Origin of the sequence: Novosphingobium sp. PP1Y, assembly GCF_000253255.1 — a bacterium.
Lineage (GTDB): Bacteria > Pseudomonadota > Alphaproteobacteria > Sphingomonadales > Sphingomonadaceae > Novosphingobium.
Window position 1 is genome coordinate 173,786 of the sequence record NC_015583.1, and the last position, 24,884, is coordinate 198,669.

At 63.3% G+C, this 24,884-nt stretch carries 23 protein-coding genes and 1 pseudogene; 19 read left to right on the plus strand and 5 right to left on the minus strand.

Annotated elements, in window-relative coordinates:
• Positions 1-153 precede the first annotated feature (153 nt).
• From PP1Y_RS01805 to PP1Y_RS01825, 5 genes are all read left to right on the plus strand, one after another.
• The gene (locus PP1Y_RS01805) at positions 154-1,077 is read left to right on the plus strand and encodes a LysR family transcriptional regulator (RefSeq protein ID WP_013836398.1); all 924 of its coding nucleotides are present in this window, start codon (positions 154-156) and stop codon (positions 1,075-1,077) included.
• Positions 1,078-1,286: 209 nt separating this feature from the next.
• Entirely contained in the window at positions 1,287-2,624 is a 1,338-nt protein-coding gene (locus tag PP1Y_RS01810) for a serine hydrolase (protein ID WP_041558206.1), read from the plus strand.
• A complete protein-coding gene (locus PP1Y_RS01815) occupies positions 2,621-4,222 on the plus strand; it encodes an amidohydrolase family protein (protein ID WP_013836400.1) in 1,602 nt (533 codons plus the stop codon). The genes PP1Y_RS01810 and PP1Y_RS01815 overlap by 4 nt, the downstream gene beginning before the upstream one ends.
• A gap of 89 nt (positions 4,223-4,311) precedes the next feature.
• Positions 4,312-5,610: an FAD-dependent oxidoreductase gene (locus tag PP1Y_RS01820; protein ID WP_083835149.1), complete on the plus strand. Its 1,299-nt coding sequence runs from the start codon at positions 4,312-4,314 to the stop codon at positions 5,608-5,610.
• Positions 5,611-5,628: 18 nt separating this feature from the next.
• Positions 5,629-5,976 (plus strand): RidA family protein, encoded by a 348-nt coding sequence (locus PP1Y_RS01825; RefSeq protein WP_013836402.1) that lies wholly within the window; start codon positions 5,629-5,631, stop codon positions 5,974-5,976.
• A gap of 105 nt (positions 5,977-6,081) precedes the next feature.
• Here PP1Y_RS01825 and PP1Y_RS01830 read toward each other — a convergent pair whose 3' ends face one another.
• The 4 genes from PP1Y_RS01830 to PP1Y_RS01845 form a co-directional block, all read right to left on the minus strand.
• Entirely contained in the window at positions 6,082-7,320 is a 1,239-nt protein-coding gene (locus tag PP1Y_RS01830) for a dicarboxylate/amino acid:cation symporter (RefSeq protein ID WP_013836403.1), read from the minus strand.
• Positions 7,321-7,669: 349 nt separating this feature from the next.
• The gene (gene mprF / locus PP1Y_RS01835) at positions 7,670-10,246 is read right to left on the minus strand and encodes a bifunctional lysylphosphatidylglycerol flippase/synthetase MprF (RefSeq protein ID WP_013836404.1); all 2,577 of its coding nucleotides are present in this window, start codon (positions 10,244-10,246) and stop codon (positions 7,670-7,672) included.
• A gap of 32 nt (positions 10,247-10,278) precedes the next feature.
• Positions 10,279-10,692: a DUF2147 domain-containing protein gene (locus PP1Y_RS01840; protein WP_013836405.1), complete on the minus strand. Its 414-nt coding sequence runs from the start codon at positions 10,690-10,692 to the stop codon at positions 10,279-10,281.
• A gap of 83 nt (positions 10,693-10,775) precedes the next feature.
• The gene (locus tag PP1Y_RS01845) at positions 10,776-11,507 is read right to left on the minus strand and encodes an AcvB/VirJ family lysyl-phosphatidylglycerol hydrolase (RefSeq protein WP_013836406.1); all 732 of its coding nucleotides are present in this window, start codon (positions 11,505-11,507) and stop codon (positions 10,776-10,778) included.
• A gap of 292 nt (positions 11,508-11,799) precedes the next feature.
• On the opposite strand from PP1Y_RS01845, the gene PP1Y_RS01850 reads away from it, so the two are divergent.
• From PP1Y_RS01850 to PP1Y_RS01910, 13 genes and pseudogenes are all read left to right on the plus strand, one after another.
• Positions 11,800-12,201, plus strand: a complete 402-nt coding sequence (locus PP1Y_RS01850) for a PDZ domain-containing protein (protein WP_158511824.1) — start codon at positions 11,800-11,802, stop codon at positions 12,199-12,201.
• Positions 12,191-12,874, plus strand: a complete 684-nt coding sequence (locus PP1Y_RS01855) for a response regulator transcription factor (protein WP_013836408.1) — start codon at positions 12,191-12,193, stop codon at positions 12,872-12,874. The genes PP1Y_RS01850 and PP1Y_RS01855 overlap by 11 nt, the downstream gene beginning before the upstream one ends.
• A 3-nt stretch (positions 12,875-12,877) precedes the next feature.
• A complete protein-coding gene (locus PP1Y_RS01860; RefSeq protein ID WP_013836409.1) occupies positions 12,878-14,290 on the plus strand; it encodes a HAMP domain-containing sensor histidine kinase in 1,413 nt (470 codons plus the stop codon).
• Between the two features lie 86 nt (positions 14,291-14,376).
• Positions 14,377-14,592 (plus strand): hypothetical protein, encoded by a 216-nt coding sequence (locus PP1Y_RS01865; protein WP_041558208.1) that lies wholly within the window; start codon positions 14,377-14,379, stop codon positions 14,590-14,592.
• 308 nt (positions 14,593-14,900) lie between these two features.
• Complete coding sequence (locus PP1Y_RS01870; RefSeq protein ID WP_013836410.1) at positions 14,901-16,001, plus strand: NAD(P)/FAD-dependent oxidoreductase; 1,101 nt, start codon at positions 14,901-14,903, stop codon at positions 15,999-16,001.
• A 140-nt stretch (positions 16,002-16,141) separates the two neighbouring features.
• Complete coding sequence (locus tag PP1Y_RS01875; RefSeq protein ID WP_041558211.1) at positions 16,142-16,387, plus strand: hypothetical protein; 246 nt, start codon at positions 16,142-16,144, stop codon at positions 16,385-16,387.
• A 96-nt stretch (positions 16,388-16,483) separates the two neighbouring features.
• Positions 16,484-16,930 (plus strand): thioredoxin TrxC, encoded by a 447-nt coding sequence (gene trxC / locus PP1Y_RS01880; RefSeq protein ID WP_013836411.1) that lies wholly within the window; start codon positions 16,484-16,486, stop codon positions 16,928-16,930.
• Positions 16,931-17,061: 131 nt separating this feature from the next.
• Positions 17,062-18,364: pseudogene (locus tag PP1Y_RS01885) on the plus strand (sugar MFS transporter).
• Positions 18,365-18,477: 113 nt separating this feature from the next.
• The gene (locus PP1Y_RS01890; protein ID WP_013836413.1) at positions 18,478-19,218 is read left to right on the plus strand and encodes a DUF2334 domain-containing protein; all 741 of its coding nucleotides are present in this window, start codon (positions 18,478-18,480) and stop codon (positions 19,216-19,218) included.
• 180 nt (positions 19,219-19,398) lie between these two features.
• A complete protein-coding gene (locus PP1Y_RS01895; RefSeq protein WP_013836414.1) occupies positions 19,399-20,589 on the plus strand; it encodes a glycosyltransferase in 1,191 nt (396 codons plus the stop codon).
• 23 nt (positions 20,590-20,612) lie between these two features.
• Complete coding sequence (locus PP1Y_RS01900; protein WP_013836415.1) at positions 20,613-21,539, plus strand: hypothetical protein; 927 nt, start codon at positions 20,613-20,615, stop codon at positions 21,537-21,539.
• Positions 21,540-21,556: 17 nt separating this feature from the next.
• The gene (locus tag PP1Y_RS01905) at positions 21,557-22,054 is read left to right on the plus strand and encodes a DUF2141 domain-containing protein (protein WP_013836416.1); all 498 of its coding nucleotides are present in this window, start codon (positions 21,557-21,559) and stop codon (positions 22,052-22,054) included.
• A gap of 16 nt (positions 22,055-22,070) precedes the next feature.
• Positions 22,071-23,222 carry a glycosyltransferase gene (locus PP1Y_RS01910; protein ID WP_013836417.1) on the plus strand — a complete coding sequence of 384 codons (1,152 nt, stop codon included), beginning with the start codon at positions 22,071-22,073 and terminating at the stop codon, positions 23,220-23,222.
• Between the two features lie 7 nt (positions 23,223-23,229).
• Here the strand turns inward: PP1Y_RS01910 and PP1Y_RS01915 are convergent, their stop codons facing one another.
• Positions 23,230-23,691 (minus strand): Lrp/AsnC family transcriptional regulator, encoded by a 462-nt coding sequence (locus tag PP1Y_RS01915; RefSeq protein ID WP_013836418.1) that lies wholly within the window; start codon positions 23,689-23,691, stop codon positions 23,230-23,232.
• A 127-nt stretch (positions 23,692-23,818) separates the two neighbouring features.
• Here PP1Y_RS01915 and PP1Y_RS01920 point away from each other — a divergent pair, with 127 nt between their 5' ends.
• The gene (locus tag PP1Y_RS01920) at positions 23,819-24,871 is read left to right on the plus strand and encodes a Glu/Leu/Phe/Val dehydrogenase dimerization domain-containing protein (RefSeq protein WP_013836419.1); all 1,053 of its coding nucleotides are present in this window, start codon (positions 23,819-23,821) and stop codon (positions 24,869-24,871) included.
• The last annotated feature ends 13 nt before the right edge of the window (positions 24,872-24,884 follow it).

The window sequence follows — 24,884 nt, forward strand, 5'->3', positions numbered from 1 at the left end:
TGATGGTGGTTTTCGCCAGACCGCCGGGATCGGAGCCTGACACAAATCTGCAATGTTGATCCGGGATTCGTTTCCGTGCGTCCAATTCCGGTAGTTCCGCAGGACATAACCTTGGGCTATGATCAAGGCGGTCACATAAAATCGGAGCGGGACATGCGCTTACGACACATCGAGGTATTCCACGCCGTTTACGAGCACGGATCGATCAGCGAGGCGGCGCGCGCGCTCAATGTCTCGCAACCTTCGGTCAGCAAGGTTCTTCGCCATGCCGAGGACCAGCTCGGTTATGAACTGTTCCAGCGCACCAAGGGTCGATTGATTGCCACCGAACCGGCACACGAACTGTTCGCGGAGGTTTCGGAAGTCTACACCCGACTCGGCCGCCTGACGCGCACTGCCAAGAACATCGGCAATCGCAAGGGCGGTCATTTGCGGGTTGCCGTGCTTCCCTCGATCGGTCTTGCCATCGCCCCGCGCGCGATCGCCCTTTTTCGCGAGCGCAATCCTGACGTGACATTCGAGATCACGACCCTGCACAGCCGCGAAGTGGAGAGGTTCCTTTACGAACGCGAATGCGACGTTGCCATCGGCTATCGTATTTCCCGGCAGGTCCACATGCGCCAGACGGCGCTGGGAAGCGCGGGCCTCGTGCTGGTTTCACCGCGCGGAGCCTTTGGAGACGAAAGCCGTGCCGTCCCGGTCGAGGTGCTCGACGGACTGGATTTCGTAGGCCTGAGGGACAGCGGCCCACTTGCGGACGTGTTCGTCAATGAACTGACGCGGCTTGGCATCGCCCCGCGCGAGATTGTGACCTCGCACACCTATTACACCGCGCTCGCCCTGGTGCGCCAGGGTGTGGGCGTGACGGTTGCCGATGCCTTCACCGCGGCGGCCATGGCCGCGCCCGACCTGTCCTGCTACGGCCTCGCCCCCGACGTATCTGCGCCGATCGGCGCGGTCGCCCTGGAAAGCGCAGCGGCAGGTGAACTGATCGACCGTTTCATAGAGACGGTTCGGGAAGTCATCGAGGACGCGGCAGGTCACCATGAAGCGACCCTGGCAGGCCGATCCTCATAGACTAAGGTTATGCCCTCGCAAAGAACTGCTCATTGTCTTGCCTGCGCATCGGCCACAAACCTGATCTTCCTTCGCGGCAGCCCGGCAGATCCATCTTCCCGTGGTCGCCATGCCCAGTCGCACAAACCAGCGGAAGAGATCGCAGCTTGATTGCCCTTGCCAGAATCTGTCGCTCCCCAAGCCATCTGCTTGCAGGCGGAATTGCGCTGATGCTGGCATCCATGCCAGGCATGGCCTGCGCGCAATCGCGCGAAGCCGCGATACGCGCTACGCTTGTCGATCCCGATCACAGTGTCGCCCCCGGCTGCGTGGCAGGTGTCTTTCAGAACGGCAATCTGCGCCAATCTGCCGCATCGGGATTTGCCGATCTGGCTTCGCAGCGTCCACTCGACAGCACAACGCTGTTCTACGGCGCTTCGCTTTCCAAGCAGTTTACCGCACTCGCGGCGGCAACGTTGATCGCGCAAGGCAAGCTTGGCCTCGAAGACAACGTACGTAGCTACCTTCCAGAATTGCCCGCGTATGCGCGGCCAGTGAAGGTAGAGATGCTCATGCACCACACTTCGGGCATCCGCGATTCCCTGGGACTGCTGCGCCTGGCCGGAATGGCCGATGTCGGCCGGGCCTCGAAGGAGCAGACGTTGGACCTGCTATTCAGGCAGACAGATACGGCCTTTGTCCCGGGAACGCAGTACAGCTACTCAAACGGCGGCTACCTGCTGCTCGCGGAAATCGTCGCGCGCGTTTCTGGCCAGCCCTTCGCGCAATATGCCCGCCAGGTGCTGTTCGATCCGATGGGCATGAAGCACGCCTATTTCCTTGACGACGGCAGTCCCCGGCCCGGCACTTTCGCCCATGGCTACGTGCCGGAAGGCGACGCCTTCGCCGCGCGCGACACTTTCCCGCGTTTCAGCGGATCGGGCGGACTGATGCTGTCGCTGCAAGACCTCGCCCGCTACGAACGGGATATCGAACACCGCCACCGGGTCTGGACCGAGGCGGTCGCGAAGATCATGCTGACACCGGGCAGGCTCGCCGATGGCACGCCGATCGACGACGGCAAGGGCCTCGCCTATGGCGGCGGCCTGCATATGGGCCGGCTCGGCGGGGAAAGCATCGTGCGCCACGGGGGATCGGCCGAAGCGTTCAAGCACGCCTACGTGCGCCTGCCCGAGCGGCACGCGGCCTTCGCGGTCCTGTGCAACCGGGGCGACTGGAAGGCCGCCGAGAAGCTGGATGAGGTCATGGCTGCGGCCGGAACCAGTCCGCCCGGCTACCCCAAGGCCTATCCCTCGGGTCGTTTCCATTCCAAAGAGCTTGATAGCGATTACACGCTCGTAAGAGAGGGCTCTGCTCTGCTCGCCCGGATTACGTCTCCCCTAGTTGCGGCGCCCCGCACGGTCCGCTTCGAGCCCGGCGAAGATGGCGCATTCCATGCAGGAGCCATGAGCCTGTGGCCCGGCACAAGTCCTGACAAAATCAGCGTAAGCCGCGGCCAGTCGGGCCGGATCCCCCTTACCCGCCGCACCGGATTGGAAGTCCCATGATCGCGAACAAGTCAACTCTTTGCGCGCTGGCGATACTCGCGGCAGCGGGCGTTCCTGCCCCTGCCCTGTCGCATGACGCCCCTGAAGAAACGACCGTCATCCGGGGCGGGACGATCTACGATGGTACTTCCGAGACCCCGATCGTCGGCGACGTCGTCATCGCGCGCGAGCAGATCGTCTACGTAGGCCCCAGCCGCAAACCTGCGGCAGGCGCACGGATTGTGGATGCCAAGGGAATGATCGTCGCCCCGGGCTTCATCGATCCGCATACCCACGCCCAACGCTTCCTTGACAGCGAGGATGGCGAGGGGCGGCTGAACCTGCCTTGGCTGATGCAGGGTGTGACGACGATCTTCTCTGGGGTGGACGGCGGAGGAACGCCCGAGGTCGCGGCATTTCTGGATGACATGGAGGCCCGCACTTTCGCCACGAACGTCGCGACTTATGTCGGCTTCGGGCCGGTCCGCCGCGCTGTCCTGGGTAACGCTGCGCGCTCGCCGAACGAGGCGGAATTGCAGGCGATGAAGGATCTGGTCGCACAAGGCATGTGCGAAGGCGCATTGGGGCTCTCCACCGGCCTGTTTTACGCGCCGCAAAGCTTCGCCAGGACCGGGGAAGTCACGGCTCTTGCCCGCGAGGCAGCGCGGCGCGGCGGCGTCTACGACACTCACCAGCGCGACGAAGCGACTTACACGATTGGCGTCGCTGCATCGGTGAACGAAGCGCTCACCATCGGCCGCGAAGCCGGACTTCCGGTCCATTTTGCACATATCAAGGTTCTGGGCGTCGACGTTCAGGGCAAGTCCGGCGAGATCATCGAGCAGATCGAAAAGGCTCGCGCCGCAGGCCAGGACGTCACTGCGGACCAGTACCCCTGGGACGCCTCGGGCACCAGCCTCCAGGCTGCACTGCTCCCCGGCTGGGCGCAGGATGGAGGGCGATCCGCGCTGCTCGGGCGCATTGACGATCCGGCCACGCGCGGGAAGATCGAAGCGGCGATGACGGAAAACATGCGGCGGCGTGGCGGACCCCATGCGCTGCTTCTGACCGATCCCGGCCACGAATGGACCTCGATGCGGCTCGACGAGATCGCCGCGAGGTGGAAAGTCGACCCCATCGCGGCCGCCTTGCGCATCATCCGCGACGGTGATCGCAGCGGCAAACTCGTATCGTTCAACATGGCCGAGAAGGACATTGCCGCCTTCATGCGCCGCCCTTGGGTGGTCACCAGTTCGGACGGATCGGAAGGCCATCCGCGCATGTATGCGAACTTTCCCCGCAAGTACGCCAAGTATGTTAAGCAGGACAAGGTGATCGACCTCGCCACCTTCATCAACAGCAGTACCGGGCGCACCGCGGACATGTTCGGCCTTGCTGACAGGGGGCACCTGAAGCCGGGCTACAAGGCCGACGTGGTGGTGTTCGATCCGGAAGGCTATCGCCCGGTGGCGACATACACCGCGCCGCGCGAACTTTCAGAAGGCGTGCGCGATCTGTTCGTGAACGGGCAGGCGGCGATCCTCGATGGCAAGTTGACGGGCCTCGCTCCGGGGCAGGCAATCCGTCATCGGCCGCCGCCGGGCACCTGCCCCTCCTGAATTCAGGCACACGCCGCCCGCCTGCCTGACTCGTTTCCAGGTGCCTTGAAGGTTCGGGCGGACGCAAACCGTAGTACAAGAGGAATACGATGAAACATTCGCAACCAGCGAAGGGCGAGGCGCGACCGTTGCCCCCGGGGTCAGGTGCCCCGGAGGTCGATGCACTTGTCCTCGGCGCGGGTGTAGTCGGCATGTGTACCGCCTATGCGCTGGCGCGCCGAGGCCTTTCGGTCGCTCTGGTCGATGCGGCTTCTGGCCCTGCGCAGGGCACTTCCTTCGCGAACGGGGCGCAGCTCAGTTACGCCTATACCGACGCGCTGGCACAGCCTTCGCTGCTGCGCAAGATCCCCGCCATGATCGCAGGTCTGGACCCCGCCTTTCGAGTCAGGCTTTCGGCCGATCCCGCCTTTCTGCGTTGGGGCCTCTCTTTCCTGCGCAATTGCAGCGATGCCCGTTTTTCGGCGAACACTCTGGCCGCGCTGCAACTCGGCCTGGAATCCCGGGCCGCGATGGCGGATTTGCAAGCGCGACATGGCTTCGATTTTGCCCACGCCGCGATGGGCAAACTGCATATCTTTCGCGATGCCGAAGCTCTGGAGAGGGCGAAACGCGTCGCTGTCATGAAGCAGGTCGCTGGCGCCGAGCAGTTCATCCTGACGCGGCAAGAGGCCATCGATGTCGAACCGGCGCTCATCGACACGCAAGGCTTCGACGGTGCGCTTTGGACACCTTCGGAAGAGGTGGGCGACCCCCATCGCTTCTGCCTTGGCCTGCTCGAAGTTTTGCGCAAGCAATATCCCGTCCGCGACCATTTCAATTTCTCGATAGCGAAGCTGGAGCGGCGCGGCGATCGGATGCTGGTCCACGATAACCAGGGGCGCAGCCTGGCAGGCCGCAGCGCCGTGGTCTGCCTCGGCGCCGATGCACCGCGTTTTCTCGGCAGGCTGGGCATTCGTGCCCCGATACGGCCGATGAAGGGCTACAGCTTTACCGTACCGCCGGGAAGCAATGCTCCTTCGGTCAGCCTCACCGACACCGGGCGCAAGATCGTCTTCTGTCGCCTGGGTTCCTCGATGCGCATTGCCGGGCTCGCTGAACTCGACAACCGCGATCTGCGCGTGGAACCGGCACGGTTGAGCGCGCTGGTGGAAGGCGCAAGGCAGTCCATGCCGCTGGCCGCCGACTACGAAGCGATCGGCGAGGGTTGGACAGGCCTGCGTCCGATGACGCCTGACTCCCGCCCGATCATCCGGCAGGCCGCGCCGGGTCTTTTCCTCAATATCGGGCACGGCATGCTGGGGTGGACTTTCGCGGCGGGTTCGGCCGAGCGGGTCGCCGCGCTGGTCAATGCCGCCCGGTCCAGGACCCCTCACTTCGAAACCGTATAGGCGCGAAAGGCCCAAATCATGACCACCAAGTCCTCTCCCCCGCTCAGTCGTTTCCGCCGCGCCGGGGATCTCGTCTTCACCTCCGGGCAGCTTCCGCGCGGTGCGGACGGCGCCATTGTTCCCGGAGACATCCGCGTGCAGACGCGCCAGGCTCTGGCCAACCTCGAGGCGGTTCTTTCCGAAGCCGGAGCGCGTCTCGACCAAGTGACCAAAGTAACCGCCTGGCTCACCGACGCGGCTCACATGGCTGGTTTCAACGAAGTCTATCGCGAAGTTTTCGCACAGCCCTATCCTGCCCGCTCGACGGTGATCTCCGGCCTCGTTGCCGGGGACGTCGAGATCGAGGCGGTAGCCTGCCTGGCCTGACCCCACATTCCCCCCCAGCCGGGCAGAAGCGGAAAAGGGGCGCAGCGCTATACGCGCGGCGCCCCTTTTCTCATGCAGCTTGTCGGCCCTGACAGGCCGCGAGGCTCAAACGTCGTCAGCCGAAATATATTCCTCGACGTCGATCTCGCCTGCCATCCGGCCCACGGCCACCGCGACCGTCGCGTCACCGGTGACATTGGTCATCGTGCGGGCCATGTCGAGCAGGTGGTTGATCCCGGCGACGAAGGCGATGGTTTCCAGCGGCACCCCGATCGAGGACAGGACGAGGCTCATCATCACCAACCCCGAACCCGGAACGCCCGCAGCGCCAATTGCGCCCAGGGTGGATGTCAGGGCGATGAGAACGTAGGAAAACCAGTTCAGTTCGATGCCATAGGCCTGCGCACCGAACAGCGCGATGACACCCAGGTACATGGCCGTGCCATTCATGTTGATCGTGGCGCCAAGGGCCACCGTGAAGCTGGCAATCGAGTTGGACACGCCCAGGTTTCGCTCGACGCAGCGCAGGGTCACCGGTAGCGCCGCATTGGAGGAGGCGGTGGAGAAGGCCACCGCCTGCGCATCGACCACGCCGCGATAGAAATCGATGATCGGCAGGCGCGCAATAAGGCGCAGGATCAGCGGGTAGACGATGCCCAGGATGATGGCGCAGCCAACATAGTTGAGCGCAACCAGCTTGCTCAGCGGAATAAGCGCGTCGAAACCGAAAGTCCCGGCCACCCAGGCGATCAGCGCAAAGACGCCAAAAGGCGTCAGTTCCATCACGTAGATCGTCATGTTCTGCATCACCGTCGAACCCGCGTTCATCGCGCGTGCCAGCGGTGCGCCTTCCTCACCCGACGCCAAAATCGCTACGCCGAAAAGGACGGCGAAGATAATGACCGGCAAGATCGCGCCCTGCGCCATCGCCATGATCGGGTTTTCCGGGACCAGGCCGATGATCATCGCGACCAACGATTGGTCCGGAGGAGGCGGCACCGCGCTCCCGGTCGGTAATGTGATGGTGAGCCCTGCTCCCGGCTGGACAAGCGCTGCCAATCCCATGCCGAGTGACACGGCGATGAAAGCCGTCAGCATGAACAGGCCCAGGGCACGACCACCCACTTTACCGAGCCGACCGACATCGCCGACCGCGGTGATTCCCGATACCAGCGAGAAGAAGATGAGCGGGACGACCAGCATCTTGATAGCGCGAATGAACAGATCGCCGATCCATTTGATCGACTGCGCCTGCTCACCCAGCAGCACGCCCGCAGCTATGCCCAATACCAATGCTGCAAGGACGCGCTTCCACAGCGCAATCCTGAACCATCCACGAATCATCTGCGACCCTGCCCCTCAGTGGTTTTGCTATAAGGATGGCAACCGATAGCAGGTGGAAGAGAGCAGTTGTCTACGAAGAATTGCGAGGCCTATAGCCCAAGGCCATGACTCGGGAGAAACTGGGTTAGCGGCCAAACCATGGAAATCTCAGCTCGGCGACACCGGATGCCCTGCAAATCGGCTCCTCGATCGGCTGTTTCCCGCTTACAAGCGTTTCACTATCCTTTGCGTCCCGTCGCAGGCGTTCGCGGGGCCGGTCCGACCGGTGTCTGGCCGGAATACCGGAGTTCGGCCGTTCCGCCAGACGATCAGCTGCCCTTGGCGTTGCCATTGCTGGCTCATTCGGAGCTCAGGCCACAAGCGACAGCCTAGCCTTGCGGGCAGCACTGTCACGCCCGCCTCCCACGAGCTTTTGCAGATCGAACAAGGCGCGGACCAGACCGATACCGGGAGGCCCCGCGATATAGCTTGAATCCCAGCACGGCAGGAACTTTTCCTTGTAAGCGCGCAAACCTTCAAATCCGTATTGGGCCTCGCCATGCTTGTAAAGGAGATGGCCCAACCGTGCCCATACGGGCGCCAGCCGCCCCGCCTCTATCCCCGACAAGGGTGCAAGGCCGAGGTTGAACCAGCGATAACCGTTTTGACGGCCCCACAGCATGAGGTGGATGAACAGGAAGTCCATGGTCCCATAGGGCATCTCATCTGCATGACGCATCAGATCGACGGAGAGTTCCCCGCGGTCGTCTGTCTTCCAGATATTGGCGAAGGCCACGATGCGCCCTTCCTGCCGCACGACGGCGCAATCGAATTTGGACATGTATTGCCGGTCGAAGGCCCCGATGCTGAACGCCTTTTCGGCTTGGCCCTTGGCGCGCAGCCACGCCTTCGAGACGATTTCCAGATCCCCCAGGATCGACGGGACTTGCGCTGCGGGAACGATTTCGAAAATCGCGCCTTCGCGCCTTGCCCTGCGTTCGGAGTAACGCAGGCTCCTGGCCTCGGATACATCGAGGCTGAAACGGTCGAGGTCGACCCTCGCGTCTTCGCCGTACTTGATCAGTTGCAGGCCCAGATCGATGGCGAGAGGCAAGGCCCGGTCGCTCAACTGATAGAGCAGCAGGCGCCCCTGCGACCGGTCGCACAGGTCCCGCAGGCGCCAGAGCAGGTCGGACCAGCTATCCCGGTTGCCGACCGGGTCGCCCATCACGATCCAGCTTTGTCCCTGCACCTGGTACATGACGAATGCATCGCCCTCGGACGAGACGAGAAACCGCTTGTCACCGCAATAAGCGAGCGCCGCATATGTGCGGTCCGACAGCGCCATGGGTTCGGTCGCTTCAGGCAAGGCGCGCAAGGAAGCCTCGTCCACGACCTCGCGGGTTCTGAACAGCCAGTGCAGCGCAGCGGCCGTCAGCAGGACCGAAGACGCAAAACTGGCGCGAAGGAAACGCGGCGCATTACCTCTCCATGCAAAATCCCACCACAGTTCGCTTTGATAAGCGACATGCTTGTAGGCAAATAGCCCGATCCAGAACGAAAGGCCGAGGGCGAGAGCAACGGCGACGAGCCAGTCGCGCGAGAGGCTGGCGCTGGTCAGCGAACTGCGCCGATAGAACGCGGCCCGGGTCCACTGCAGCAGCCCGGCAATCACCAGCAAGACTGTCGCCTCCTCGTAGTCCAGGCCCTTCAGAAGACTGAAAGCGGCGCCGGCGAGAAGAATTATCCTGGCCAGGTGAAAGGCGCCGTCCTGCCTTTGATATAGCCCCGGCGCCAACAGCAACAATGCGGTGCCCGAGAGACTGGCGGCGATGTGCGATGCCTCGGTGAATGGCAGGGGCAGTACCCGGCGCAGGATCTGGAGGCGATCGTGCAGCCCCGGCAACGCCCCCGACACAAGCAGCATGGCGCCGCCGCCGAAAGTGAGCATCGACAGGAGGATCGGCGAAAGGCTGGTCGCCACGAACTGCGAATGCCCCAGGATCGATCCGACGGACCCGCGCCATTGGCGGTGCTCCTGAATGGCCAGAACCGCAGCAGCAAGGACAAGGGGCAGCAGGTAGTAAATGACGCGGTAGGCTATCAAGGCGCCAAGCAGTTCGGGCCTTTCGACCTGGGGCAAGAGGGCAAGGATCACCGCTTCGAAAACGCCGATGCCGCCCGGTACATGGCTGATAAGCGCGATGACGACGGCCAGCACGTAGGCCAGGAACAGGACCGGAAAGAGAGATAGCCCAATGCCCGGCACCAGCACGAAAAGCGCGGCGCTCGCAGCGGCCATGTCGCAGCAGGCAACGACGATCTGGCCAAGCGCCTGACGCGCCGAAGGCATCGGCATGGTCCATCCGGCCACACTGATGACCCGGCCCGAATGCCTTACGGCAAAAAGCGCCGCCGCTACGGCTGCAAGGACCGCAATGCCAAGCCCGCGCACGAGGAAGCCCGGAAGCGGTAGCCCTACCAGTTCAGGGGCATCGGGGTTCGCCGCAAGGGCAAGACCCGTCATCACGACGAGCCCCAGCCAGAACGTCATCCCGGCAAGCCCGATGATCCGCGCGACATCGGCGCCGCCCACCCCACCGGAAGAATAGATGCGGTACCGCGCGGTCCCGCCGGTGAGCAGGCCCAGCCCGAGATTGTGGCTGAGCGCATAACTGGTGAAGGAGGCAAGTCCCGCCGTCCGGTAAGGAACGCGCCGCCCCACGATCCGCAGCGCAGTGACATCGTAGAGCGTCAGGAAAAGATAGCTCAGGGCAGTCAGGCCGATGGCCGTACCGAGGCGCCAGGCCGGAATGCCATGGAATGCGGCCCTGGCCTCGCGAAAACTGATCTCACCCAGCAGCTTGTGCAAGGCGAACAGTCCCAGGCAACCCAGTATCAGGGTCAGGACGGCACCCAAGGGCTTGCGCCAGCGGGACAGTGCCATGCCGTATCGGCGCAAGGTTATCTGCGCTGTCCTCAAGCGCGGCGCCAGACCTGGCTCTTGCACAGCAGCCCGTGAAGCAGGCAACCGCTGATCCGGATGGAATCCCCGTCGATCTCGCGAATTTTCGAGAAGAAGGTCGCGCCGTGATCGGGAACGAAGACGTTACCCTGCCATGTGCCCGGCGCAACACGGTCGTATTCGCTGAGCACCCGTGTTCCCAGCAAGTGCTCGGTTCCACCCTCGCGCGCGTCATCGATGGCATCGGGCGAGGCCCAGACCACCCAACCGCAAAGCCGGTCGGCGCAGCTGCCCGTTTCCACTTTCACGGTGCCACTGGGATTGACCCAGACGCCGTGCAGTGAAGGGGGCACTTGCGCGAAAGCGGCATTCGTCTGGCTGGACAGACCCGCTGCCAGAAATGCCAGGCTTGCGAGCAGAGGCAGCATCACTCTTTTCGGCAACCCTATGTTCTCCCTCCCGGCATCGCTTCGCAGCCAGGCTTGAGCCGATCGCATGCGATAGAGGCGCATTATCCTCGTTCCTTCACCGAAGCTACGCGAGCCGAGTAGATTGCATCCGATATCACCCGATGCAGGGCATCGACATCGCCGTTCAGATAGTGACCGCCCGGCAGTTTCACATGCACGACATTGGGCTGGTCCATGTACGGGCACAGGCTCGTGGTTTCCCTGGCGCCCGAAACGCAGACGACCGGAATCCAGGTAAGCCTGCGCGCGCCGGGGATGGCGTCAGCATCGGGCTTTGACCAGTTGAACATCTCGGACGGCGATGCGCGCAGGAACAGCGTGTCGGTAGGCACGACCATGATGACCTTGGCGATCTTCGCGCGCACCGGGCCGGGCATGGCGGATAGCGCAACCGGGATCATATCCGATCCAAAGGATTGACCGACGAGGACCACACGGTCTGCGCGGCCGAACTCCAGCGCCTTTTCGATGGCGGTCGCAACCAGATTGCGAACTTCCAGCGGTGAACGCCGATGGCGGAAATAGACGAGCGAATTGACGCCGATGACAGGGATGCCGTCCGCGGCCAAGCGCGCGGCGATCTTAGGCCCCATTCCCATCCTGAAGCCCATGTCACCGGACAGGACGACCGCAGCCAGCCCCCCTGCGGGGTTCCCGGCCTGCGGGTTTGCAGCGACCGGCACGAAAGTCTCGCCGCCAAAATACCCGATGTAGCCCAGAAATCCGGCACCCGCGGCCAGCACTGCCGCCAGTGCGATAAGCAGCTTCTTCATGACAGCGCGCTTCCTCCGACGCCATTCATGGCGTCCTGGACTTGATCCTGCACTGGTAGGACAGCCGGCTTGGCCTGCCCATGGATCTTTGATTACAGTTTCGTAACCATCGTGACGCCCCCGCCTCGCAAACCTGCAGGAAACGGACGAGGCGGGGAGCACCTGACATGACGAAAGCGTAACGTGACACCCGCCCATCACAGTCGCATCTTTCTTTCATGTCCGTCAGACTGCCCATCAACCGCCACCCTCACCGGCCATCATCGCCTCCCCGATCGCCATGAGCCGGACTGTGCGAGCTTCCCTGCGTCGCCTGTGCATGGCAGGTGTCATGCTCTCGCTTGCAGCCGTCACCTTGGGCCTGTTCTTCGGCGCACAGAAGCTCGCCGTCCATGGGATCATCCGTCCCGCGCATCGCGATGCCCTGCCCGGCTTCACCATCGCCAGGGCAACGCCCCGATCCGGCGGGCTTGTCGTCACCAGCGTGCGGACGGACAGCGAGGCGCAGGCCTTGGGGATGGCGGCGGGCGACCGCCTGGTCGCCGTCGACGAGAAATCCGTGAAGTCCATCAGCGATGCCCGCCGCGATGTCGCGAATGCCAAAGGGCCACGACTGCATCTCGACTTGGTGCGCGATCACATTCGTCGTACGCTGATCCTCCAACACAAGACTGATCGGCATAATGAGCCATAAGATTCTGCTCGTCGAAGACGATGAGGCCACGGCAGCCTACATATGCAAGGGCTTGAACGAGGCGGGGTTTACCGTCGATCATGCCACGGACGGCAGGGACGGCTTTTTCCAGGCGAGCGACGGAACTTATCAGACGATCATCCTCGACAGAATGCTGCCGGGATTGGACGGTCTGGCAGTGCTCAATGCCCTGCGCGCAGCGGGAATCGAAACGCCGGTCATCTTCCTTTCCGCGCTTGGGACTTCGGACGACAGGGTGGAAGGGCTGCTGGCAGGCTCTGACGACTATCTGGCCAAGCCCTTCGCGTTCGCCGAACTGCTCGCCCGGCTTCGCCTGCTCTTGCGCAAGGGGAGCGCTCCGCAGGCGGAAACGAAACTGACGTGCCGGGATCTCGAAGTCGACTTGCTGTCACGCAAGGTACGCCGCGCAGGCGTGCCGGTCGATCTGCAGCCCCGCGAATTTCGCCTGCTGGAATACCTGATGCGCCACGCCAACCAGGTGGTAACGCGCACGATGCTGCTGGAAGGCGTGTGGGATTACCATTTCGATCCGGGCACCAACGTCGTCGATGTCCACATCAGTCGCCTGCGCAAGAAGATCGACAACGCCTCTGGTGAACCCCTGCTTCATACCGTACGCGGCGCGGGATACCTGCTCGGCGCCGAGCGCTGAGGTTTGCGCCGGTTATTCTTCCTGCCCCGCTCGACTATCGCGCGTCTGGTCGCGATGCTGGTCGTGGCCCAATTCGCCGCAACGGCCGGGATCCTCTATTTCGTACGCCTTTCCACGCAGGAAACGCTCCTGAGCGAGCAGAAAGCCGTCGTGGCAGAGCTTCGCGACGGATTGCTTGCGGAATACCGAAAGGAGGGCAAGCCTGCCCTTGTCGCTGCCATTCGCGACCGGCTGCAGTTCCCGCAGTCGGGCATACCCGTGATACTGCTCCTTAATGCGGACGGCTCCGTCGCGGCGGGCAATCTGGACAACTGGCCACCGGTTATCGGGGAAACGACCGAGTGGACGACGCTGACCCTGTACCGAAAGGACGCCACGGCGCCTGAAGCCATGGCATTTTCTGCCAGCACACTCTCGGACGGGTCTCATCTGCTGACCGGGCACGTCATCGAGAACGGCCTGCAGTTGCAGAAGATCAACGATGAAGCCTTGCTCGCCGCAACCTTGCTCGCATTCCCCATATCGCTGCTGATCGCGCTTCAGGTCGGGCGAAGCATCGCCAGACGGATTGCCTCGATCGCGAGAACGGCCGAGGCAATCGGCGCCGGCGACCTTTCCCATCGGGTTCCTCTCAACGGCACCCACGACGCCTTCGACCAGATGGGATCGGGCATCAACGAAATGCTGGAACGGATAGAACTGCTGGTCGAGGAGCTCAGAATGGTGACCGACAGCCTTGCCCATGACCTGCGCTCCCCGGTGACGCGCCTCAAGTCGCACATCGAACAGGCCTTCGCCGACACCCGCGATGCCGACGATCTCGCCGTCCTCGAGAAGATTTCCGCCGAAGCCGATACCTTGCTGCGCATGCTGACAACAGCATTGCAGATCAGCCGCGCCGAAGCCGGAATAGGCCGGGAACGCTTCGAAACCGTCGCCTTGGGCGATCTCCTTCAGGATCTCGCCGAAATCTACGGACCCTTGGCCGAAGACTGCGGCTTCAGCCTTGAGGCAACGTTTGCGGCCCCCATCGCGATATCCCTCCACCGCGATCTCATCAGCCAGGCACTCGGCAATCTGATCGAGAACGCCTGCAAATATGCCCGCGGCGGAACCTCCATCCGCCTTGAGGCACGCAGGGACGAGAACGCCGTTGTTCTGGTGGTAGCGGACGACGGCGTCGGCATTCCTGCCGAGCTTCGCGAAGTTGCCCTGCGGCGTTTCGGCCGCCTCGATCCTGCTCGACACAAACCCGGAGCCGGCCTTGGCCTGGCCCTCGTCGCATCCACGGCCCGTTTGCATGGCGGGATCTTCAATCTGGAAGACAACCGGCCCGGACTACGCGCCGTGATCAGGTTGCCCGGGCAAGACGGGGAGCGCGAAACGGTGCCCCCAGCCAACATGACGAAGATGTAATCTGCAGGAAATGCTGCGGACGGGATTTGGGGCCTATGAAAGTTTGCGACAGGCAATGACGCCACGTCGAAACTGGAGTTCAAGACATGCTGACCCGTTCATTCGTCACTGGTATCGTTGGTGCCCTGCTGCTCGCCGTCCCGGGTCTTGCCGTTGCTGCGACCGCAAGCACGGCGAGCCACACCAAGGCCGCCACCGCAAGCTGCAAGGGCCTCACCGGCAAGGCGCTGAAGACCTGCAAGGCGAACATGACTCACATGACCTCGACGAAGCAGTCCGCGCCCAAGTCGACCGCAAGGTAGTCCCAGCTCAACGGAGCACGATCGTCGCAGAGCGACCTCGCTCCACGAAGCCCTGACGCAAGCCCCCGATTGACAGGCCTTCGAACGACTTTCGTGCTCCGCTGCCATCCCTTGGCCAGATCGCCCCCACTCATCGCCAAACCGCTTCGAGCCGCCAGAGAGCCGGGCGGCAAGTATCGCGCACTGCCTGAACTGCGGTAGCGCGAGCAACGAAGCGCTCAAGAACCTTGGCTTTAACCAGGACGATCTGGCAAATCCGCGCAGCCGTCGTATTATCGACCGAGTGGTTAAGTAGATAGCGGACCCTAATGGATAGAGCTGATGCTGTCGTAGTTGGCGCCGGAGTCGTTGGCCTGGCCATTGCCGAGACGCTGGCTCGAAACGGCTCGGCAGCGCTGATCCTCGATGGCGAACCCCATTTCGGCTCATGGACCAGCAGCCGGAACAGCGAAGTCATTCATGCCGGGATCTATTACCCCGAAGATTCGCTCAAGGCGCGCCTCTGCGTGGAAGGACGCGACAGGCTCTATGCATTCTGCCAAAGCGCCGGGGTTCCGCACAAGCGCCTGGGCAAGATCATCTTCGCGCATTCGCCGGACCAATCCGGCAACCTCGATGCCATCGTGCGGGCTGCGGATGCCGCCGGTGCGGGCAAGCTGGAACGCCTGACAAGGTCTCAGGCAAAGCGCCTCGAGCCCGAACTGGAAGTGGCGGACGCCCTGCTCTCACCGCAGACGGGGATCATCGATGCCCATGCCTACATGCAGGCGTTGATTGGCTCGGCAGAGACCCATGGCGCGCGTCTGGTCTGCTCGACGAAGGTGACGCGCGCCCTTCGCCGTAACGAAATGTGGCAGATCTGGATCGAGGGCATGAACGAGCCCGTGCTGGAAACGCCGATCCTGGTCAATTCCGGTGGACTTGCCGCGCAAGTGCTTGCGCGCTCCATCGAAGACCTGCCTGCGAGCCGAGTGCCTCCGCTGCATTTCGCGCGGGGCGTTTACTTCACATACAGCGGCCGTACGCCTTTCAGCCATCTCATCTACCCGGTGCCCGAACCCGGTGGTCTTGGCACGCACCTCACGCTCGATCTTGCGGGACAGGCTCGGTTCGGCCCCGATGTCGAGTGGATCGACAACATCGACTATAGCGTCGACCCCGCCCGCAAGGACAAGTTCGCAAGGTCAGCCATGCGGATCTGGCCCAAGCTCGATCCCACTCGCCTCCAGCCCGGCTACGCGGGCATTCGACCGAAGATTTCAGCCCCGGGCGAAACGGCAGCTGACTTCATGATCGAGGGACCGCAGGATCACGGCTTGCCCGGTCTCGTCAATCTTTTCGGCATCGAATCTCCTGGCCTGACAGCGTCCATGGCGATCGGAGAATGGGTGGCCCGCAAACTGGAATGAACGGTTCGGGAGCGATGGGGGACAGGAGGCGCAGAACAACTGATTGGAATCATGCGAAGCGGCCGCGAATTGAGCTTTCGCTGCAACTCGCAGCCATCTCCTGCGTTTTTGTACCACACGCTTAATAAGGAGCATGGGGCATGGCCTTAGAATGTGTCGCCTATCGCGATTCCAAGGGAGGACTGCACGCCAGCCTCGAAAAAGCCACTCTCGAAGACCTTGCAGCCGTTCTGGGCCGCGTGGGTGACGAAGGCGGCATGACGGCCGGCGTGGCGAAGCTCATTTTCGAAAAGCGCGCGGATATCGAGCGCGTATTTGCAGAACACGACAAACTGGCCCTGCGCGGCGAGCACGAAGCGACCGTGGAAAGACTTCACGCGGTCTGACTCTTTTCGCGTCACGCTTCGAAGACCGACGAAAGACTTGTCACGCGGGCCCTGTTCCTGCCTTTGTACGGAGTAGGACAGGCACAGAGAGACTCGATGACACAGAACGCGTTACGGATCGTCATCTGCCCGGCTTGCGCAACAGCCAACCGGGTTCCGGTGGCCAAGTTGGGAGCCGGGGGCAAATGCGGAAAGTGCGGTTCCCCGCTCTTCGAAGGAGCGCCCCTTACGCTGACCTCTGCAAATTTCGATGCCCATGCGTCCCGCAGCGACATTCCGCTGCTGATCGACTTCTGGGCATCGTGGTGCGGCCCCTGCCGACAGATGGCGCCTGCCTTCGCCGCCGCTGCACCGCAGCTCGAACCCTACATGCGTCTCGGCAAGCTGGATACCGAAGCGGAGCGGGCCATTGCCTCTCGATACGCGATCCAGTCCATCCCGACCCTTGCCGTCATTTCCAAAGGCCGCGAAGTGGCGCGGCAGGCGGGCGCCATGCCGGCCAACGCCATCGTCGCATGGGCAAGGCGCGCGACCGGCCAATAATTCGAATTCTCGGGGCCAAACAGACTGTAGTTCCTTGCCTGTTGCCGTTTCCCGCGACTAGAACCGCGTTCGCCTCAAGCCGCATAAGTGGCGCCAGGCTTTGACTTTCTAGTTTCGGAGAAGGATCGCCCATGGCATTGGCACCGGGTGCGGCTAGCAGCACTGACCCTCAAATCGGCGACGAGGGCCCCAGCCCGCACATCGATGCGCCAGAGCTGCGCCTCTTCGTGATGGCGCTGTTCTTCATCTTCGGCGGCATCACCTCGCTCAACGACGTGCTGATCCCGAAGCTGAAGGAACTCTTCACCCTCAACTACATGCAGGCAATGCTGGTGCAGACCGCATTTTTTTGCCGCCTATGCCATCATCTCGATCCCGGGCGCGGCGCTCGTCAAGCGCGTGGGCTATATGCGCGGCGCGGCGATCGGCCTTCTGACCATGATGGCCGGCTGCCTGCTGTTTATCCCGGCCTCCGCCAGCGCAACCTTCGGCGTGTTCCTCTTTGCCCTGTTCATTCTTGCGGCAGGCGTCACCATCGTCCAGGTCGTCGCCAACCCGCTCATCTCGCTGCTGGGCCCGGTCAAGACGACCCACTCGCGCCTGACGTTCGCACAGGCATTCAACTCGCTGGGCACGACGATCTTCCCTTATGTGGGCACGATCATCATGCTGGGCGGCCTCGCCGCGGTCAGCGCCGCAGACCTCTCGGGTGCGGAATTGGCGGCCTATCGGGTAGCGGAAACAGCTGCGATCGAACGCGCCTACCTCGGCCTTGCCGCAGCGTTGGCCGTGATCGCCGGCGTCGTGTGGTTCAACCGCAACCGCCTCAAGGGAGAAAAGCACGAGGGTGGATCGATCCTCAAGAGCTTCGACCTCATGCGCCGCCTGCGTTTCGGCTTCGGCGCCAGTTGCATCTTCCTCTACGTCGGCGCGGAAGTCGCGATCGGCTCGTTCATCGTCAATTATATGATGCAGGAAAACGTACTGGGTCTGACCGAACAGGCTGCGGGCAAGCTTATCCCCTTCTACTGGGGCGGCGCGCTCGTTGGCCGCTTCATCGGCTCGGCCCTGTTGCGCATGGTCAGCCCGGGCAAGATCCTCAGTTTCAATGCCGCCTGCGCGATCGGCCTGATCCTGATTTCCACGCACACCACCGGCATGGTCTCGGGCTATACCTATCTCGCCATCGGCCTGATGAACTCGATCATGTTCCCCACCATCTTCAGCCTTGCCTGCGAAGGCCTGGGCAAGCGTGCCGCCGACGGTTCGGGCGTGATCTGCGTGATGATCGTGGGGGGCGCGGTGATCCCGCCGCTGACCGGCCATCTCGCCGACGTCACCGGCAGCCTCGAGCTGGCGCTTGCGCTACCGGCGCTGTGCTACGCCATCATCGCCCTGTTCGGCTGGTACGCGAGGAAGCCCGTCGGCGCCTGACGGACAGAATCGCCGGGCAATATCCCGACCTGCCAGGACGGGATATTGTGGAGGCTGCGCGCAGCCCCTATCTCCGGGCACAAAAGCAGCCACGCGGGGATCGCCGGTACGTCATGAGCAGCACCAAGCGCCTGCTGGCATCGATCCACGATGTCGGGCCGCGGTTCGAGGCTGAAGTCGAACATCTGGCCGATCTGCTGGAGAGCCGGCTTGGCAAGGGCCACTTCGCCATGCTGGTCGTGCCCGACCACTGGGGAGCGGCCCCGCTGCGTGAAGACAGGGCATTTCAGTCCCGCCTGCGCGCATGGTCGGAGCGCGGGATCGAGATGTTCGTGCATGGCTGGTTTCACCGCGACACCGTCCAGCATAGCGGTGCGGCCAGCTTCAAGGCGCGCCACTTGACTGCGGGCGAAGGCGAATTCCTCGGCCTCGACGAGGCGACCGCGCTGCGCCTCATGCGGGAAGGAAAGGCATTGGTCGAGGACGTGATCGGCCGCGAAGTCGCGGGCTTCATCGCGCCGGCCTGGCTTTACGGCGAGGGCTCGCTGTCCGCACTCAGGCAATCCGGCTTTGCCCTTGCCGAGGACCACTGGAAAGTCTGGAACGCGAGTGACCAGAGGGTGCTCGCCAGGGGGCCGGTCATCACCTGGGCAAGCAGAAGCATGGCGCGCACGGCATCCTCACTCGCATTCGCGGTCCTCGCCCGCACGGTCCTCCCTCATACGCTGGACACCGTGCGCATCGCCGTACATCCCGGCGACGTCACCAAGCCGTCGATACTCTCCAGCATCGATTCCACGCTCAGCCGATTTGCCCGCAGTCATCGCCCGGCACGCTACACTGAGCTGACCTGATTCTCGCTGTTGGCGACAGCGATGTCCAATGACAGATCGGCGTCGGAATTCGATCCTTTGCATGACATCCTGAGCCGCCGTCACAAACCGGAAATCTGGCGCCCATAGGAGCACGCCCGCAACCGAAAAAACCTTGTCCCGCAACTGCGGACGGGGTCGAGTGGCGGCGTCAGGGTGGACATGCACGGCTCTCTCAGAATCGCAGTTCCGATTCACAGTCTCAAACCGGGCGGCGTGGAGCGCGTGGCGCTTGGCCTGGCAAGCGAGTGGGACCGTGCCGGCCACAGGGTCACGGTCGTACTCGGCCGGTCGGGCTGCGCGAACCTGTGCAGTGCCCCGGCGCTCGATTACTGGAAGATTCCGACGCGGCTGCCCACGGCTTCCTGGGAAACGCCATGGATGGTGCACAGCCTCTACAGTTTCCTTGTCGAAAACCGCGTCGATGTCCTGTTCTGCCCGGGCAACACTTATGCCGTCGTCGCAGCAGCGGTGAAATTGTTGATGGGCGATTATGCACCACCGATGATCCTCAAGGTAAGCAACGCGCTCGACCGTCCGGACATGCCACCCCTGTTGCGCCGGGGCTACGATTCCTGGCTCCGCCTGCAGGGAACCGTCTTCGATCGTTTCGTCGCACTGTCCGAGCCGATGCAGCGCGAAATCCGTGAGCGCACGCTCGCCCTTCCCCAGCAGTTGGCGACGATCGCCAACCCGCTTTTGCCTCGCACGCGTCTCGATGCGCTGTCCCGGTTGAAGCGCCGCCGCGCCACGGCCTGGAGTACCCGGTACCTGACAGCCGGACGCCTCGTCCCACAGAAGAACTTCCCGTTGCTGCTGCGTGCCTTTGCCCGGGCAGCCCGGCCCGATGATACGCTCACCATCGCCGGCGAGGGTCCGGAACTGGACGCGCTGGTCCGGCTTGCGACGGAACTGGGGATCGCCGAGCGGGTCCGCTTTCCCGGATACCTGGCAAGCATCGACCCGCTGCTGGCTGACGCCGATGCCTTCTTGCTCAGCTCGGATTACGAAGGGCTGCCCGGCGTTATCGTCGAGGCTCTTGCGGCCGGATTGCCGGTGCTCGCCACCGATTGCTGCGTAAGCATGTCCTGCCTGCTCGACAACGGCCGAACCGGAGTTCTGGTCCCGACCCGGTGCGAAGAGAGCTTCGCCGAGGGACTTGTCGAAATCCGGCAGTTCCGCACCGATCCGGAAAAGGCCCGGCAGATAGCTTCCGGCTATGAATTGGAAGGCGCGGCCAGGCGCTACATAGACCTCATGAGCGACCTCATCCGGCAAAAGGAATGCGATCGCAAACGCAAGCTCGAGATGAGCTGCCTCTCACCCCAGAACCATGGCCCGCGCCTGAGCTGACCAGCCCCTAATCGGAGAACTTCGTGTCCGAACCCGCTGCCATTCTGGCAAATGACACAGCAGCCATCGAACTGACGCCATTGGACCGAAAGTCCAACCGTGGCCGTAATGCCTTGTTCTCTGTCGTGTTGTCGCTGGCCGTCATTGCCACCGTCTTCCACGAATTGAGCCGGCTCGACATCCATCACGTACTGGGCATGATCCCGGTTTCGCCGGGCTTCTGGATTGTCTTTGCCGCTGCTTATTTCGTTACACCTGCCAGCGAGTGGGTGATCTTCCGCCGTCTGTGGACCATTCCCCCGGCCGGCATTCTCGCCCTGCTGCGAAAGAAGGTCTACAACGAGCTGCTGCTGGGCTACCTTGGCGAGGCCTACTTCTACACCTGGGCGCGGCGCCGCGTCTCACTCGATGCTGCACCATTCGGCGCGGTCAAGGATGTCGCGATCCTCTCTGCCATGGCCGGCAACGGCGTCACCGTCCTGCTCCTGGTCGTGATGTTGCCCATGATCGGATCGACCCAGCTCGGGCTCGATGCACACATGCTCACCCTGTCGCTGGGCGTGATCCTCATGATTTCCGTGGCAGCGACGATCTGGCGGCGACGCGTCTTCACCCTGCCGCGCGCCGAACTGTCGATGATCATGCAGGTACACCTTGCCCGCATCGGCCTTTCCACCGTGCTCTCGGCCCTGCTCTGGCACATCGTCCTGCCCGACGTCCCGCTTTCGTGGTGGCTCTATCTTGCCACCCTGCGCCAGCTCGTATCGCGCCTGCCGCTCGTGCCCAACAAGGATCTTCTCTTCGCTGGCGTCGCCGTCGTGGCCTTGGGCCATGAGCGCGATATCGGGGCGCTCATGGCGCTGATGGCCGGCCTGATCCTCGCTGCCCATCTCGTGCTGGGCAGCCTGCTCGCGATCAACGATCTCGCCAATCCGGAGAAACCGGCGTGACTGCCCTGGCTCTTACCATGCCGGTGCTTGCCGCGGCCGCGATCCCCTCGACACCCGATCTGGGGCAGGCTGAAGGGCGCTGCCGCCCGGGGGAGCGTGGTCCCTCGTTCCTGGTCAGGGTCGACGGTCTCAAGGACCGCAAGGGCAATCTCAAGCTCGAGGTCTATCCGGACAACAACAGGGACTTCCTCGAGGACGACAACATCCTCATCAACGAGGGCAAGACCTTCCGCCGCGTCGTGGCACCGGTTCCGGCGACAGGAACGCCTGTCCTGTGCATCCGCCTGCCCGGTCCCGGAACCTACGCGGTGAGCCTGCTTCACGATCGCGACGAGAACCGTAGGTTCGGATGGCGCACGGACGGCATCGGCTTTGCCGGAAATCCGCGCCTGGGCTGGGGCAAGCCCAAGGCCGCCAAGGCCAGCGCGCAGGCCGGGGGCGGCCCCACGCCCATCACCATCGTCCTCAATTACCAGCATGGCCTCGGCGTCGCGCCACTCGATCGCAGCCGCTAGAAAGGATCGTTACCCGATGAAGATCGTCGATGTCTGCGCTTTCTATTCGCCCATGGGCGGCGGCGTACGCACTTATGTCGAGCAGAAGCTGCAGATCGGCCCCCGCTTGGGCCACGAGATCGTGATCATAGCCCCGGGCGACGAGGACGCGGTGATCGAGCGCGGACCCGGCGCCCGCATCGTCACCGTCAAGAGCCCGCGCTTTCCGCTCGACCGCAAGTACTGGTACTTTCCGGCCGCCGACCCCCTTTATGCCGCGCTCGACGACGAAGCGCCGGACTTCGTCGAGGCAACCTCACCCTGGCGCAGTGCCGGTCTCGTCGCAGAATGGCCGGGCGCTGCGCCGCGCAGCCTGATCATGCATGCCGACCCCCTGTCGGCCTATGCCTACCGATGGTTCGGGCAGGTCTTCTCTCGCAAGACCATCGACTGGCAGTTCTCGGTATTCTGGGAGCACCTGCGCAAACACAGCCGCAAGTTCGATCACGTCGTCAGCGCCAACAGCGATCTCACCCGGCGCCTGCACGAAGGCGGCGTTGCCAATACGACGACGATCGCCATGGGCGTGGAGCCGGGATGCTTTTCGCCCGACCATCGCGATCCCGGCCTGCGCGCAAGGCTTCTGGCCGATTGCGACCTGCCGGAAAGCGCCGTCCTGCTTCTCGGCGTTGGCCGGCTTGCCCCCGAAAAGCGCTGGCCGATGGTCATCGACGCCGTGAATGCCGCAAGCCAATGGGCGCCGATCGGCCTTGTCATGCTGGGTGAAGGGCGCGAGGAGCGCACGATCCTCAAGCACATCTCGGGCAACCCGCATATCCGCCTGTTCCAGCCCGAGCGCAACCGGAAGACCTTTGCGCGCCTCATGGCGAGCGCAGATGCGCTGGTCCACGGCTGCGAAGCGGAAACCTTCTGCATGGCGGCGGCCGAGGCCCGCGCCAGCGGCACACCGGTCATCGTTCCGGATAGCGGCGGCGCTGCCGACCACGCCGCCAGCGGAGCCGGCCGTACTTACATATCCGGCAATGCCGCAAGTTGCGCCCTTGCCATTCGTGACATAGCCATGAACCGCCCGCGCCCGGCCCTGCGTGCCCGTTCCATGGACGAGCATTTCGCCGACCTGTTCAGCACTTACGAAGCGACGACGGCCGGCACCCGCAGCGCCGCCTGAAATCCGGTCAGATGGGCAATTCGGTCGTAGACTTGATCTGCGAGAGTGCGACAGTGGAGATCACTTCCTGCACCCCGGGTAGCTGCGAGAGTTCCTCGAAGAAGAAACGCTCGTAGGCATTGATGTCCTTGGCCACGACGCGGATCATGAAATCGACCGCGCCCATCAGGACATAACAGTCGAGCACTTCCGGAAACTCGCGGATCTTGCTGGCGAATTCGTCGAGGTTGGCGCGGCCATGCGCCGTCAGCTTGACCTGCACGAAGACGTGGGCATTGAGGCCCACCTTCTCGCGGTCGACAAGGGCCACCCGCCGCTTGATCACGCCTTCACGTTCAAGCCGGTCAATCCGCCGCCAACAAGGGGATGCGGACAAGCCCACACGTTCGGCAATCTCGGCTGTCGTTTGATTCGCGTCACGCTGAAGTTCGCGGAGAATCTTTTTCTCATAGGCATCAAGTTCGATCATTTTGACCTGATATTCTCAAAATTCGGGTGCGTCCTTCCCATATTGATAGCAGCCAAGCTCCAATGAGGCGAGAATTCCCTCCTCACCTGCGCGATAATCGGGACGACACCAACCGGAGCCTTGAGAGATGACTGCCGCTGCCAGCCACGAATTGCCGCCTGTGGAATACATCCGCCTGATCGACGAGGCTGCGCGCCTCGACGGCGTGATCGCCATTCATTCCACCGCACGCGGTCCTGCAGCCGGTGGTTGCCGCCTCTGGACTTATCGCGATGCGCAGACGATGCTCGCCGATGCCGCCCGTCTTGCCGAGGGCATGAGCTACAAGAACGCCATGGCCGAGCTGCCGTTCGGCGGGGGCAAGTCCGTACTGCGGCGCCCGGACGGGGATTTCGACCGCCGTGCGCTGTTCGAGGCGTTCGGTCGCGAAGTCGAGAAGCTGGGCGGGCGCTACGTCACCGCCGAGGACGTGGGCACCGGCGTCGAGGACATGGAATTCGCCGCGCTTCACACCAGCCACGTTGCCGGTCGCAGCGCAAGGCCGGGCTTCGCTGGTGGCGACCCCTCACCCTGGACCGCACTGGGCGTGTTCGAGGGTATGAAGGCAGCCGCCTTGTTCGCCTATGGCACCTCGCTATCCGGCATGACCATTGCGGTTCAGGGACTGGGTAGCGTCGGTGCCGAATTGTGCCATATGCTCTCGAAGACGGGCGCAAAGCTTGTCGTGGCGGATATCGTCGTGGAACGCGCCGCCGCGCTGGCCGACAAACTCGGCGCCAAGGTGGCCTCGGTCGAAGAGATCGCCGGGGTGGATGCACAAGTCTTCGCGCCCTGCGCGCTTGGCGGGGCACTCAACGATGCCGCGCTCGACGTACTCAAGGCCAAGGTGATCTGCGGCGCTGCGAACAACCAGCTTGCCACCCCGCATATCGCCGGTCGCCTGCTGGCCATGGATGTCACGTACGCGCCCGACTACGTCGTCAATGCCGGTGGCATCATCAATGTATCGGCGGAATACCTCCACGAGGACGAAAATCAGGTCCGCGCCCGCGTCATGCAGATCGGGCCGCGCACGGCAGACGTCCTGGAACAGGCTGGCGAACTTCACCTGCCTACCTCACAGGTGGCCAATCGCATTGCCGAACAGCTGATGGCGCAGCCCGTCCAGGCCGACAGCTGATCCTGCGCTGGTC